The 14,204-nt window shown below is 44.2% G+C and carries 14 protein-coding genes; all 14 read right to left on the bottom strand.

The window, feature by feature from the left end:
* Positions 1 to 12 precede the first annotated feature (12 nt).
* The 14 genes from mtnP to FTV88_RS09235 all read right to left on the bottom strand — a co-directional run bounded on the left by mtnP (position 13) and on the right by FTV88_RS09235 (position 14,203).
* Entirely contained in the window at positions 13 to 810 is a 798-nt protein-coding gene (mtnP, locus tag FTV88_RS09300; RefSeq protein ID WP_153725378.1) for an S-methyl-5'-thioadenosine phosphorylase, read from the bottom strand.
* A complete protein-coding gene (gene thmT, locus FTV88_RS09295; protein WP_279236728.1) occupies positions 807 to 1,082 on the bottom strand; it encodes a 2-hydroxymuconate tautomerase in 276 nt (91 codons plus the stop codon). Before thmT ends, mtnP begins: the two co-directional genes overlap by 4 nt.
* Complete coding sequence (ftsY, locus tag FTV88_RS09290; protein ID WP_153725376.1) at positions 1,060 to 1,983, bottom strand: signal recognition particle-docking protein FtsY; 924 nt, start codon at positions 1,981 to 1,983, stop codon at positions 1,060 to 1,062. The genes thmT and ftsY overlap by 23 nt, the downstream gene beginning before the upstream one ends.
* An 11-nt stretch (positions 1,984 to 1,994) precedes the next feature.
* Positions 1,995 to 5,579 carry a chromosome segregation protein SMC gene (gene smc / locus FTV88_RS09285; RefSeq protein ID WP_162007978.1) on the bottom strand — a complete coding sequence of 1,195 codons (3,585 nt, stop codon included), beginning with the start codon at positions 5,577 to 5,579 and terminating at the stop codon, positions 1,995 to 1,997.
* 117 nt (positions 5,580 to 5,696) lie between these two features.
* Positions 5,697 to 5,957: a stage V sporulation protein S gene (locus FTV88_RS09280; protein WP_153725374.1), complete on the bottom strand. Its 261-nt coding sequence runs from the start codon at positions 5,955 to 5,957 to the stop codon at positions 5,697 to 5,699.
* A 61-nt stretch (positions 5,958 to 6,018) separates the two neighbouring features.
* Positions 6,019 to 7,122, bottom strand: a complete 1,104-nt coding sequence (locus FTV88_RS09275; RefSeq protein WP_153725373.1) for a radical SAM protein — start codon at positions 7,120 to 7,122, stop codon at positions 6,019 to 6,021.
* Positions 7,119 to 7,850, bottom strand: coding sequence for a ribonuclease III (gene rnc / locus FTV88_RS09270; RefSeq protein ID WP_243137502.1), 732 nt, complete (start codon positions 7,848 to 7,850; stop codon positions 7,119 to 7,121). Before rnc ends, FTV88_RS09275 begins: the two co-directional genes overlap by 4 nt.
* Before the next feature lie 61 nt (positions 7,851 to 7,911).
* Positions 7,912 to 9,153: a beta-ketoacyl-ACP synthase II gene (fabF, locus tag FTV88_RS09265; protein WP_153725372.1), complete on the bottom strand. Its 1,242-nt coding sequence runs from the start codon at positions 9,151 to 9,153 to the stop codon at positions 7,912 to 7,914.
* Positions 9,150 to 10,118, bottom strand: a complete 969-nt coding sequence (locus FTV88_RS09260; RefSeq protein ID WP_153725371.1) for an NAD(P)H-dependent flavin oxidoreductase — start codon at positions 10,116 to 10,118, stop codon at positions 9,150 to 9,152. The genes fabF and FTV88_RS09260 overlap by 4 nt, the downstream gene beginning before the upstream one ends.
* A gap of 131 nt (positions 10,119 to 10,249) precedes the next feature.
* A complete protein-coding gene (gene acpP / locus FTV88_RS09255; protein ID WP_153725370.1) occupies positions 10,250 to 10,483 on the bottom strand; it encodes an acyl carrier protein in 234 nt (77 codons plus the stop codon).
* Positions 10,484 to 10,518: 35 nt separating this feature from the next.
* The gene (gene fabG / locus FTV88_RS09250) at positions 10,519 to 11,265 is read right to left on the bottom strand and encodes a 3-oxoacyl-[acyl-carrier-protein] reductase (protein ID WP_153725369.1); all 747 of its coding nucleotides are present in this window, start codon (positions 11,263 to 11,265) and stop codon (positions 10,519 to 10,521) included.
* Position 11,266: 1 nt separating this feature from the next.
* The gene (gene fabD / locus FTV88_RS09245; RefSeq protein ID WP_153725368.1) at positions 11,267 to 12,208 is read right to left on the bottom strand and encodes an ACP S-malonyltransferase; all 942 of its coding nucleotides are present in this window, start codon (positions 12,206 to 12,208) and stop codon (positions 11,267 to 11,269) included.
* 8 nt (positions 12,209 to 12,216) lie between these two features.
* Positions 12,217 to 13,110, bottom strand: a complete 894-nt coding sequence (fabK, locus tag FTV88_RS09240; protein WP_243137500.1) for an enoyl-[acyl-carrier-protein] reductase FabK — start codon at positions 13,108 to 13,110, stop codon at positions 12,217 to 12,219.
* Between the two features lie 97 nt (positions 13,111 to 13,207).
* Positions 13,208 to 14,203 (bottom strand): beta-ketoacyl-ACP synthase III, encoded by a 996-nt coding sequence (locus tag FTV88_RS09235; protein ID WP_207707952.1) that lies wholly within the window; start codon positions 14,201 to 14,203, stop codon positions 13,208 to 13,210.
* Position 14,204: the final 1 nt, after the last annotated feature.

The following is a 14,204-nucleotide window of genomic DNA, read 5'->3' as shown; positions in this document are numbered from 1 at the left end:
CCTTTCTATCAATTACAGCGTAAAACCACCAAAGTCAGCGAGAGCATGTTGACAATCACAGTCTTCATCGACTTCCAATAGTTCGATGGTTTTCATGGCCAGCTTTTTAATGTTTTCTTTGTTGGCATCCATCGCTTCTAGCACTTCCATGTGCGTCAGTGGTTGTGGGGAAATACCAGCGCCATAGTTTGTTACCATCGCTACGGTGGCATAACAAATTTCAGCTTCTCGTGCTAAAAGCACTTCAGGTACACTGGTCATACCAACAAGATGACCACCAAAGCTTTGGTACATTTTAATTTCTGTAGGCGTCTCAAAACGAGGGCCTTCTGTGCAAACATAAACAGCCTTATCATGAATCGTTAGATTTTCTTTTTCCCCTGCCTGCACAAGGATCTGACGCAGTCGCGGACAGTAAGGATAGGTAAAATCTGTGTGAACAACACCAGCTTCTCCACCATCAAAGAAAGTGGTCGCTCTTGCTTTGGTAAAGTCTAAAAAGTCTTCTACTACAACAAGATGACCTGCTTCCATTTTTAGATCTAGAGAACCGACGGCAGCTGTTGCAATAATATGACGAACGCCAAGCCTTTTTAACGCCATAATGTTGGCACGATAATTGATAAGATGGGGAGGCACGGTGTGGCCTTCGCCATGACGAGCGAGAAAGGCCACTTCCTTATCTCCATAGCTCCCTACTTTAATAGCTACTTTGCCATACTTTGTATCTACTTCTACTGTGCGCAGGTCCTTTAAGATGGCCGGATCATACACGCCAGTGCCACCAATAATCGCAATTTTTACAGTCAAGCAGGATTCCTCCTTAGATCAGAAATCAACGTACCGCCTAAAGCAATATTTTCTGTTGGTACATCATGAATTGATAAAGTAACAGACTCGGCTTTGGCGCCACAAGTGTCAACAAAAGCTTGTGTAATGGCTTTGGCCAGTTCACGCTTTTGCTCTTCTGTGCGTCCTTCTAGCATGGTGACTTGTACAATGGGCATAAATCGATCTCTCCTTTTTATTTCTGAATTAAATATGATAGGGAGTAAGAGTTTATTCTGCTTCTTCCTGTCCAAAGAGGGCCTTGGCAAATTGTTGTGGTTCGAAGATTCTCAAGTCATCCATGGCCTCACCAATGCCAATGAATTTTACAGGAACATTCAATTCACCCTGAATGGCTAAGATGACACCACCTTTGGCAGTGCCGTCTAATTTGGTTAATACCAAACCTGTGACGCCAACAGCTTCGCCAAAGAGTCGAGCTTGCGTTACGGCGTTTTGACCGGTTGTGGCATCTAAGACAAGCAGGATTTCATGAGGAGCGCCTGGTAGAGCACGATCGAGAACGCGGCCTACTTTAGAAAGTTCATTCATAAGGTGGTTTTTATTGTGTAGTCTTCCTGCTGTATCAACAAGTAAGATGTCAGCGCCACGACTGATAGCAGCCTGGGCCGCGTCGTAGGCAACAGCACCAGGATCAGAACCTTCTTGGTGGCGGATGACATCGACACCTACCCTTTGTCCCCAGATTTCTAGCTGATCGATGGCGGCAGCACGGAAGGTGTCGCCAGCAGCAAGGAGGACTTTGCGGCCTTCTGATTTCCAGCGATGGGCCAGCTTGGCGATAGTTGTAGTCTTGCCCACGCCATTAACGCCTACTACAAGGACGACCGTTGGTTTTTTAGAAATATCAACAACAGCTGTTTCTTGCCCTAATAGTTCTACAATTTCTTCTTGCAAAAGCCTTTTTAGTTCTCCTGGATCACCAATCTTTTGCTCTTTTACTTTTTTGCGCAATCCTTCTACCATTTGTAAGGCCATTTCAGCCCCAACATCGGCGCTGATTAAGACTTCTTCTAGTTCCTCATAAAGTTCTTCATCAATATGTTGTCGTCCTGTTACTAGCTGTTCTACTTTTTGAACCAGGTTCTGTCTTGTGCGGCTCAGGCCTTCTTTTAGTTTGTTAAAAAATCCCATATAAATTCCTCCTAACTAGCTGCATCTATTGTTGAATTATCTCGCTCGGTCATTTTGACAGAAACCAGTCGGGATACCCCGCCTTCTTCCATCGTAACACCATAGAGATAGTCTGCTGCTTCCATCGTGCCTTTACGATGAGAGATAACGATAAATTGGCTTTTTCTTGATAGTTTTTTGAGGTAATTGGCGAACCGTGCTACGTTGGCTTCATCTAAAGCTGCTTCAATTTCATCTAAGACACAAAAAGGGCTGGGCTTTGTTTTAAGCAACGAAAAAAGCAAAGCTATGGCCGTTAAGGCTCTTTCTCCACCCGATAGTAAAGACAAAGGCACCCTCTTTTTACCAGGTGGTTGTGCTACCATGTCGACGCCTGTTTCGAGAAGGTTATCGGGTTGCGTAAGAACCAGTTCAGCTTGACCGCCTTGAAAAAGATCCGCAAAAGTTGCTGCAAAATGTTCATTGATTTCTTGAAAAGCTTGTCCAAAACGTTGGATCATAATCTCTTCTATTTCCCGAATCACTTGTTCTAGGCTGTCTTTTGCTGTTTTTAAGTCTTCTTGTTGTTGCCGAAGAAAGTTCATTCTCTCTTGTAAGTTCTTTTCTTCTTCAATGGCCAACATATTTACGGTACCTAGTTCTTTGAGAGCACCTTTTGTCACGGCAATCTCTTTCTGGTAGCTTTTCCGATCGAGCCATGGTTTTTCCATTTCCGTGATTCTCTCTTGAGATAAAGACCATTTCTCTTGTAACTTCAAAAGGATGGTTTTTTCTTCTGATACCGCTTTCGTTAAAGCAATTTCTATCTGATGGAGCTCTTTACTTTTAGCCGCTATCTTTTCCATAAGCGGCTTTTTCTGCTCCATGATTTGATCGAGCTCTATTCGGAGCTCTTGATAGGATTGCTGACGGTCTTTCACTTTCTCTAAAAGTGATTGTTCTTCTAGAAGATCTTGAAGAACTTTTTTCTCTATTTCTTGATAAGACTCATCACAAGATAGAATCATTTCTTCCCACTGTAGAGCTGTTTCACTTTTCTGTTGTTTTTCTTGAAGTAGTTTTTCGATTCGCTCTTTGTTGAATCGAAGTGATGCTGTAACACTTTTTAACTCTTCCTCAAGGCGTGCTCGCTGCAATTGTTTATCCGTTAGTGTTCGATTTTCTTCTTCACCGGAAAGACGAAGCTGATCTAAGGCTTCTCTTTGTTGTTGATAAAACCTTTCCAGTTCTTTTTTTAAGACCTGTAAGTGGTTCATCAATGTTTCTAGCTTTGCTTTTTCTTCATGAAGTTGAAGCCTATCTTGTTCACATTGCCTTTGATCTTTAAGCGCTTGATCTACAAAGAGCTGCTCTTGTTCTATCGACTCTTGCAGTCGCTCTAAAGCAGATTCTTTCGAAGAAAGATGAAGTTGTAAAGCAGCTCCTTCTTTTTCAAGCTCTACAGACTGTTGCGCAATTCTATGGCGTTGCTCATGAATCTCTTCTCGCAATTGCTTCAGACTCGCAATGACCATAGCTAGCTTTCTTTCTTCTTCATTTAATAGAGTTAGCTCTCGTCGTCGGAGAAAGGTCTGTCCTCCCTGGGGATTGACCGTTCCACCGGTCACACTCCCTCCTGGTTGTAGAACTTCCCCTTGTAATGTCACCAGTTTGTAAGGGCATTTCTTCTGACGAGCAAGGACAAGAGCACTTGTTAGATTCTCTAGAATTAAGGTTCTTCCTAACAGAAATTGTATTGCTTTACTATAGGATGGATCAACTTGCACTAGATCGGCGGCACAGCCGAGAACACCCGGTTGTGCTAAAAAGTCTTGTTGCAAACTTCCGTAGACTTGTAAGCTTTTTAAGGGTAGAAAAGTAGCTCGTCCTTTATTGTATTTCTTCAAAAACTCAATGGCTTCTTGTGCTGCCCCATCATTTTCTACCACAATGTTCTGCATGGCCGAGCCTAGAGCGACTTGATAGGCCCTTTCATAGCCGACGGGCACTTCGATAAGCTCACTGACAAGGCCAAAGATTCCTTGCAGTGTCGAAGGATTTTTCTTGGCTTCTAGCATAACCTCTTTGACACCTTTGTTAAATCCTTCATAAGACCGTTCCATATTCTCTAATGCTTTGATGCGCCCAATCATTTCTTGCCATCTTCGCATTGTCTCTGTTAACGTATGCTCTATTTCTTCTCCTTCTTTTTGAAGGGCTGCAAGTTCTTCCTTCACACGGACACTTTCTTTCTGCAGCTCCTTATCCTTCTTGAACAACTTTTCTTGTTCTACTTGCAAGTCGCTTTTTTCTTTGTCCCATTCCTTCACCCGTGTCAAAGCACGCTGCAATGATTCGGCAAAAGTTTTCTCTTGTTCTTCCTGCCTTGTTGCAGTTAACTCTATCTCATGAATCTGTTGCCGTACTCGATCGGCTTCTTCATCTTTCTGTTGCGCTTCCATCAGCAAATCCTGTAGTTTTTGCTCTCCAAGAACAACGGCTTCTTTCCACTGGGACCCTTGTTCTTGACGTTGTTGAACTTCTTGCTCTAAGAAAAGTAACTTTCCAATAATATTTTTTTCATTATCTTCTTCTATCTCTGCTCTTTTTGTTAACTCTGCAAAACTTTTTTGATTCTCTTCTAGCTCTTGCTGAAGCATTTCTTTTTGCGCTTTCAAGCCTTTCATTCGCTCTTGTAATACTTCTAATTTATTCTTTAATGTCAAAAGGCTTTCTGAGTGGTCATGGCGATTTTGCCTGGCTTCTGCTAGCGCTTCTTCTGCTTTCTTTAACAGTAGAGCCGTGGTACTTTCTTCTTGTTCTACTTTTGCCAAGGTGCTTTCTGTTTGCAGCAAGCCGTCTTGTAGGGTTTGAAAAGAATGTTCTAGCTGTTCTTTTTTTGTCTTTACTTCTTCGTAATCGATAGCGAGTAAAGCTTGCTCCAGACGGTTCACTTTCTCGTCCATTTCTTGAAACAGTCGCGCCTTGCGAGCTTGTTCTGTCAGCGACTGGTGTTGCTGCTCTAGTTCATCAATAATATCTTCTACTCTTACAATATGATTTTGCGTATCTTCCATTTTCTTGAGGGCATCGTTTTTGCGGTTGCGATATTTTACAATCCCTGCAGCTTCTTCAATAAAAGCACGCCTCTCCTCAGGTCGGGAAGAAAGAACTTCATCAACACGACCTTGCCCAATAATGGAAATCCCTTCTCGTCCCAACCCAGTGTCGGCAAATAACTCATGAATGTCTCGCAATCGACAAGTACTTCGGTTCAAAAGATAGTCACTTTCACCGGAGCGATAGACTCTACGGGTAACGAGGACTTCCCTATATTCAACAGGTAGTTTGCCTTGATCATTATCTAAGTGAATTGAAACTTCTGCCATCCCCACAGGTTTCCGACGTTCCGATCCTGCAAAGATTACATCTTCCATCTTCGAGCCACGCAAAGACCGTGCGCTCTGTTCACCTAAAACCCAGCGAATGGCATCGGAGACATTGGATTTACCGGATCCATTGGGTCCCACGATTACAGTCACACCAGGAGAAAGGAGGATTTCTGTTTTATCGGCAAAAGATTTGAATCCATTTAACTCAATTCTTTTTAAAACCATTGCCATTTCCTCCCGAAAAATTCCTCTCTCATTGTAGCACAGCCTTGCTAATAGGAAAAGAAGAGGCAAAAAAAGAACTGCCCACAATAGAGTGAGCAGTTACGAATTGAAGTTGACCTATCTAGGTTCAATGATGAACTTGATGGCTGTTCTTTCTTCCCCATCAATGGATATCTCCACAAAAGCCGGAATGGTCACAAGATTGATACCATTGGGTGCTACAAAACCTCGTGCAATTGCTATTGCTTTAATTGCTTGGTTTACAGCACCAGCCCCTACTGCTTGAATCTCGGCATGACCTTTTTCGCGTAAAATGGCTGCTAGAGCGCCCGCGACTGATTTGGGATTGGACTGTGCAGATACTTTTAAGCCTTCCACCGATTATTCCCTCCTTACTACCCCATTCATTTATGTGGCTAGAGCAACAACTTCGACAACATTATATTCGGCAATTGGCTATAAATTCCTCTAATGTAAGAAAGAATATTTTTTCACCATTATCATCAAAATACCAGTCACCGTGAAAGGGTAGATAGGTAGGGAGGTTTTTTTGTAGATCTGCTTGACATATAGAGTGTAAGGAAAAATGACTTATGGTGCTGCCATGCCGGAGCAGCCATTTTCTTTGCCCTCTTACTAAGGAAAGATCTTTGGAAGGAACAGCGAGTGTTACAGTTTTCTGCTTCTTTAATTGTGGAGACTCTAGCGCACAAGTGAGAAGAGAAGATAGGTAGAGGAAAGCCAAAGAGCGTTTTACCCATTCGCCAAGAGAAGGAGAGTAAGGTCCTGCAAGGTAACTACTCTGGCATAGCTCTCCTGGCATAAGTCCCCAACGATGGACAGGTTTTTGATAGCGGGCACAAAGCAAAGCCATTTTGGTCAACAATCGTAAGTTGCGACCCCAACTCCAAGGCTGATAACGACCTTCTCGCCATTCTTTCTCTAATAAACTGTTTTTCAAGACGAGCGTAGGATGAATTCGCAAAAAATCTGGTTGTAAATGCAGACATTCTTCTAAAGACAGCAAAGCACTGGCCTCATCATCGCCAGGCAAAGCTGTCATAATGTGCAAAGAAGTCTGCAGGCCTTCTTGTTTTAGAAGTTTCATAGCCCTTACTGTATCTTTTGGTTCATGGCCTCGATGAATCTTTTTTAATACAGTTGGGTTCATCGTCTGGGCGCCTACTTCTACTGTCTTAACGCCGTATGCTTGAAGTCGACAAATCGTAGTTCGATCAAGATGATCGGGCCTCGTAGAAAGGCGTATCTGATGAACCTCTTTTTTTGCAATCCACCCTGCTGCTATAGAAAGTAGCTGTTCTTGTATCGTCACAGGCAGCGCTGTAAAGGTACCACCATAAAAAGCGATTTCTACCCTGTCAGCCTTTTTCTCTTTATCTTTTTGACTTGACAAGTACGCTTCAATGGTTTGATTGATGCTTTCTTTTTCTGGCAAACCACAGCTTCCTGTTAAATCTTCTTGGTTACAATAGATACAGCGACTGGGGCAACCAATCTGAGGTAAAAAAATGGGTATGATCATGATAAAGCTTCATGATTCCTTTGAATCTTCGGCAATGCCTGACCAGCTGCTTTTTGCTCTGCTTCTTTTTTTGTTCTTCCTTGGCCTGAAGCAACAAGAGATCCGTTCAAGTAGACGCCTGCCATAAACAGTTTATCATGATCAGGGCCAGACTCTTCCAATATACGATAGGAAATGTCAGTCTGTCCATTTTTTTGAACCAATTCTTGAAGTGTCGTCTTGTGATCAATCCCCGTTTTTTCTGGCATTTTCTCTAACTTTTCTCCAAAAAGGTTCAGCACGAGTGCGCGAGCTGCTTCAATTCCGCCAGCCAGATAAGAAGCGCCAATAAGAGCCTCTAAAGCATCGGCTAGGCTGGAAGTTCGATCACGGCCACCACTGCCTTCTTCTCCTTTACCAAGCTTCAACCAGTTCCCCAGACCAACTCGCCTTGCTCCTTCGGCCAAGTTGGCTTCACAAACAATGGCGGCGCGATGACGAGATAGTTCTCCTTCTGACCATTTCGGGTATTGATTGTAAAGCTGTTCTGCCACGACCAGGCCTAGCACAGCATCGCCGAGAAACTCCAGGCGCTGGTTGTGTTCCTGCGGTAGACGATTGTTTTCATATACATAAGAAGGATGTGTTAAAGCCATATCGAGCAGCTTTCGCTGTTTTATTTCAATGCCTGCCATGGTTGCTAACTCAGTAGGCCAGCTGCCAGAACACTTTTTGCCTCGATTCTTCATAGGAATCACCTCGAAAAAAAAGCCCCTAACCCGTAGGGGTTCGGGGTTGCTTATCCCAGATTTATTCTTTGTATTTTCGCATTACTATAGTAGCATTGTGACCACCAAAACCAAAGGTATTAGAAATAGCCACATCTACAGGTAGTTTGCGCGCTTCATTGGCCGTATAATCTAAATCGCAACCTTCTCCTGGCTCTTCCAAGTTGATGGTTGGCGGCACTGTATCCGTATTAATGGCAAGAGCACTGGCCATAACTTCAATGGCACCAGCCGCTCCAAGCAAGTGGCCTGTCATAGACTTGGTAGAACTGATAGCGATTTCTTTGGCTTTTTCACCAAAAATCGTCTTAATTGCCATGGTTTCATAGTAATCGTTCTTTTCTGTACCGGTACCATGGGCATTGATGTAGCTGACTTCTTCTGGCTTTACACCGCCATCTCCAAGGGCCTTCGCCATGGCTCTGGCAGCACCCTCACCATTGGGTGCAGGGTCAGTTATGTGATGAGCATCGCTCGTGCAACCATATCCAATCACTTCAGCATAAATATGAGCGCCCCGCGCTAAAGCGTGTTCAAGTTCTTCAAAAAGCAAAATACCGGCACCTTCGCCCATGACAAAGCCTGTTCTGCTTTTATCAAAGGGACGACTGGCTCGCTTCGGATCATCATTGTGCGTCGACATTGCTTTCATCGCACAAAAACCAGCAAAGGCAAGAGGCTCAATAGACGCTTCTGTGCCACCAGTTAAAATCATGTCGCATTCGCCTCTTTGTACCAAGCGAAAAGCACTTCCACAAGCGTTGGTGGCAGAAGCACAAGCTGTTACAACAGTTTCACTGGGACCTTTTAAGCCCAATTGCATTGAAACGTGGCCTGCCGCCATATTAGAAATCATCATGGGAACGAAAAAAGGACTGACGCGTCCCGGTCCTTTTTCAAAAAGAACTCTAGCCTGGTCTTCGAAGGTTTCCATACCACCAATACCACAGCCTAGAACAACACCAATTCGTTCCTTGTTGACTTGCTCTTGATCAACCTTACCATCTTCTAAGGCCATTTTGGCAGAAGCAACAGCAAACTGAGCAAAGCGGTCCATACGACGAGCTTCTTTGCGATCAAGGTATTGAGTCGGTTGAAAATCTTTTACTTCTCCGGCCACTCGAGTTGGTAAGGCGCTGGTGTCAAAACGGGTTACCGGGCCAATTCCAGATTCTCCTGAAATCAAAGCATTCCAAAAAGACTCTTTTCCAATCCCAACAGGCGAGACGACACCGAGACCCGTTATGACCACGCGTTTATTCATTGTATGTCTACACTCTCCTTAGGATAGTCTTCCGCTTCCTGTAGGAGTCTGCGGAAGATTTCTTTTACTGGTAGCACTTCTTTAATCTTTTCTACATCCTCGCCTGAGAAAACCAAACCGAATTCTAAATCGCCTTGCTGGGCTCGATTCAAAGCATCTAAGATGCAAAAGCGCCTTGAACAATGTTTTAAACACCCGATACAGTTTTCTGGGGCGAGATCGTTACCCTGTTCAAGCTTTTGCCAAAAAGGATTTTTAAGACCACGACCTGGCAACCCAACAGGGCTATCAATCAAGATTATGTCGTCGTGGGTAGACTGTATATAAAGCTTTTTGAAGGCTTCTGAGGCACTCGACTCATCACTCGCTACAAAACGAGTTCCCATCTGAACGCCTTGGACACCCATCTGAAAAGCTTCTACAATATCAGTACCATCAACAATGCCACCAGCCGCAATTACAGGTATCTTCACGGCTTCTACCACTTCAGGAACAATCTTCTTCATAGACTCATCCGTACCGAGGTGACCGCCGGCCTCTTTGCCTTCTACAATGACAGCAGCGGCTCCCATCTTTTCGGCCAGTTTGGCCAATCTCGCTGAAGATACAATGGGAACGATAGGCGTGTTTGATTCTTTACCCCATTGAAATATATCTCTAGAAAAGCCTGCACCCGCTACAATTAGATCTATCTTTTCTTCAATCGCTACTTTGACAAGATTAGCAAATACCTTTGCTGCAAACATACAGTTAATGCCAATAATGCCGTCGCTTAATGCTTTTGCTTGGCGAATCTCCTGGCGTAATTCATCTTCCGATAAGCCAGTTGCTGCAATAAGACCAATGCCGCCTTCATTCGCCACAGCTGCAGCCAGAGGAGCCATTGAAATTTTAACAGCCATTCCTCCTTGTATAATGGGAACTCTCGCTGTTAAATGACCAATTTTTAGTTCTGGCAGAATCACCCGTTACTCCCCCAAAGGTTGTCCAAGAAAAAAGTCTGCTCTTTGTATGATGGATCTCATCTATAGGAAGGAAGCCCCGTAGGTTCTACGGGACTTCCGAATCAGCATCATCAACTTTTTCTTGGAACAACTTATTGATTTTCTTTAATGTATTCTACAGCCTGACCAATGGACTTGATCTTTTCAGCGTCTTCATCGGGGATCTCGATATCGAACTCCTCTTCTAGCGCCATGACCAATTCTACAATATCCAAAGAGTCGGCGTTAAGATCTTCGAAAGAGGTCTCCATGTTGACTTCTTCCTCGTCTACTCCTAGTTGTTCCACTACAATGGCTTTAACTTTTTCGAAAATGTTTGCTGACACCTGTCTTCACCTCCTTCAATTACTTATATAAATCACTAGGCCATAACCATACCACCATCAACGTTGATAGTCTGGCCTGTAATGTAAGCAGCCTGTTCTGATGCAAGAAAAGCAACAACGTTCGCTACATCTTCAGGCTGTCCAAAGCGAGCGAGGGGAATCGATTTGATCATGGAGTCGCGCAATTCAGTAGACAATTTATCTGTCATATCCGTTACGATAAACCCAGGTGCCACAGCATTTACCGTTATGTTTCGAGAAGCCAACTCTTTAGCTAAAGATTTGGTAAAGCCAATCACGCCTGCTTTTGCAGCAGCATAATTAGACTGTCCTGCATTGCCAACTTGCCCAATGACAGAAGTTAAATTGATAATCCGGCCTTGGCGCTGTTTCATCATGATCTTAGCGACTACTTTAGAGCAGAGAAAAACGCCTTTTAAGTTGGTATCTATTACAGCATCCCAATCATTTTCTTTAAGACGCATTAAGAGATTATCCCTCGTAATACCGGCATTATTCACTAGAACATCAATTCTACCAAAGCGATTCATTACTTCTTGGGCCATCGTCTCCACATCTTCTAAAAGGGAGACATTGCCTTGTATCGCCATGGCCTGGCCACCTTTGGCTGTGATAGAAGCCACAACCTCATTGGCTTTTTCTTCATTGCCCATAAAGTTCACGACGACAGTATAACCTTCTTCAGCCAGTTGAAAAGCCACGGCTCGTCCTATACCTCTAGAAGCACCTGTTACCAGGGCAACCCTCTGGTCTACACCCATTTTATCCACTCTCCCCAGAAGATGCAACAATCTTTTGTAGTGAACCCCTATCTCCTAAAGAATTCACGGTCGAACCTTTTACAATTTTTTTCGCCAAACCAGATAAGACTTTTCCAGGTCCGATCTCATAGAATTCGGTTACACCTTGTTGTGCTAGAAACTGCATCGTTTGTTCCCACTTGACAGGATGATCAACCTGTCGAATGAGACTTTCTCGAATATCCTCTGCTTTTTGAATAGGTTTTGCTGATACATTGGCAATAAGAGGAAGAATTGCATCTTGAATCTCTGCTTTTGCTAGAACTTTTGCCATAGACGTAGCCGCCTGGCCCATCATGGAACAATGAAAAGGTGCACTTACGTTGAGCATCACAACCTTTTTTGCTCCTTTGGCTTTAGCGACTTGGGCCGCTTTTTCAACAGCTTTCACTTCGCCTGCAATAACAACTTGACCGGCGCCATTGTAATTGGCTGGTTCTACAATGCCAAAAGCTTTTGCTTCTTCGCAAGCTTCTTCAACCAAAGCGTTTTCTAAGCCTAAGATCGCAGCCATGGTCCCTTGACCGGATGGCACAGCTTCTTGCATAAAAGCACCACGCTGACGAACCAGCTTCAAAGCCTCTGCCAGTGTTAAGGAGCGGGCCGCAACAAGTGCTGAATATTCGCCTAAGCTGTGTCCAGCCACCCACTTCGGTTGCCAGCCTCTTTGTTCTAGAATCCGATAGATGGCAATAGATGTAACAAGTAAAGCCGGTTGTGTATTAACAGTAAGTCTCAATTCTTCTTCCGGTCCTTCAAAACAGAGACGACGCAAAGGAAAACCAAGTACTTCGTCGGCTTCATCGTAGACATCTCGTACTTCTGCATAGGTGTCGTAAAGATCAGCACCCATGCCTACATATTGAGATCCTTGACCGGGAAAGAGAAATGCTTGATTTTCCATAATGCCTCCTATGCTTTTGCACTAACAATGGTTGTCATATTGGACATAACAGTTTTGGCTTCCTGCATAATTTCTTGAATGATTTCAGAAGAGCTTTGCTCTTTACATATCATACCAGCAACTTGGCCAGCCATCACAGATCCATGATCGACTTCACCATCTACCATGGCAAGACGAAGTTTGCCTACACCTAAAGCCTCAAATTGTTCTGCTGGAGCAGCTTGCCGTTCTAACTCATCAAACTGCCTAGTCAGCTTATTTTTGATAACTCGGACAGGGTGTCCTGTAGGACGTCCCGTCACAACGGTATCACGATCTTTGGCTTTTAAGATCGTTTCTTTTACATTATTGTGAATGGCACATTCCTGGGCACACATAAATCGTGTCCCGATCTGTACACCTACAGCACCTAAAGCGATAGCTGCAGCCATTTGACGACCATCGGCAATGCCACCTGCTGCAATAACAGGAATGTTAACAGCATCTACAATTTGTGGCACGAGTGCCATCGTTGTCATTTCTCCAACGTGTCCACCTGACTCCATGCCTTCTGCAATGACCGCATCAACGCCAGACTTTTCCAGTCTTTGGGCTAGCGCTACAGCTGATACAACAGGAATGACTTTGGTACCAATCTCTTTAAGGCGTGGAATGTACTTGCCAGGATTGCCAGCACCTGTGGTAATAACTTTTACTTTATGCTCAATAATTACATTCATTACATCGTCCACATGAGGGGAACGAAGCATTACATTGACACCAAAAGGTTTTGATGTTTGTTCTTTAATTTTCCGAATCTCGTGATCAATCCAGTCAGCTGGCGCTTGACCGGCACCTAAAATACCAAGGCCACCAGCCTCCGAAACGGCTGCTGCGAGTTCCGCCGTGGCCACCCAGGCCATCCCACCCTGCAGGATCGGATATTCTATTCCTAAGAGGTCACATAAAACAGTTCTCACCCAGTATCCTCCTCTAGCTTCTCTCTATTTAAGCAAATAACTATCTTTTCGGTGGTACCCAATGGACTGCTAGGCTCCCCCAAGTTAGTCCAGCACCAAAACCGACTAAGATCAAGCGATCGCCTTCTGCAATCCGTCCTTCTCTTACCGCTTCATCAAGGGCTACAGGAATGGAGGCTGCAGACATGTTACCATAACGATCAAGATTGATTTCTACTTTTTCCATGGGGATTTTCAGCTTTTTCGCCGACGAATCGATAATGCGTAAGTTGGCTTGATGGGGAATGAAAAAGTCAATATCTTCTTGCGTCCATCCTGCTTTGTCTAAAGCTTGAAACGCTGCTTCACCCATCACTTTTACAGCAAATTTATAGACTTCAGAACCATTCATACGCACAAAGTGCTCTCTTTTTTCCAACGTGGAAGCAGAGAAAGGTAAGCGTGTCCCTCCAGCGGGTACGTATAGAGAAGGTCCTCCTGAGCCATCGGCTCCCAAATGAATCGAGCGAATGCCTGTACCTGTTTCAACAGGACCGAGTACAGCAGCACCGGCACCATCACCAAAAAGAACGCAGGTGTTACGATCTTGAAAGTCAATAATTCGAGACATCACTTCTGCGCCAATGACTAGAACTTTTTCATAGAGACCTGTTGCGATGAATTGAGCCCCTACAGCACAGCCATAGACGAAGCTGGTACAAGCTGTTTCCAAATCAAAGGCAGCTGCTTTTTTCGCACCCAGTCGCTCTGCCACTAGACAAGCGGAGGCTGGCAAATACATATCAAAAGCGCAACTACCTACAATGACCAGATCGATCTCTTCTGCTGCTACACCAGCATGTTCCAAGGCTTTCTGTCCTGCGTGAAAAGCGAGATCACTCGTTGCTTCATGATCGGCTGCAATTCTACGCTCCCGAATGCCCGTTCTAGTCCGTATCCATTCATCATTTGTGTCGACTATAGACTCAAAATCTTTATTGGTCATAATTTTCTCAGGTAGATAGGATCCGGTACCCCAAAAACCTACAGAACGCATA

This window comes from Heliorestis convoluta (assembly GCF_009649955.1).
In the GTDB taxonomy this organism is placed as follows: Bacteria; Bacillota; Desulfitobacteriia; order Heliobacteriales; family Heliobacteriaceae; genus Heliorestis; species Heliorestis convoluta.
This window is presented reverse-complemented; position numbering and strand designations above follow the sequence as displayed.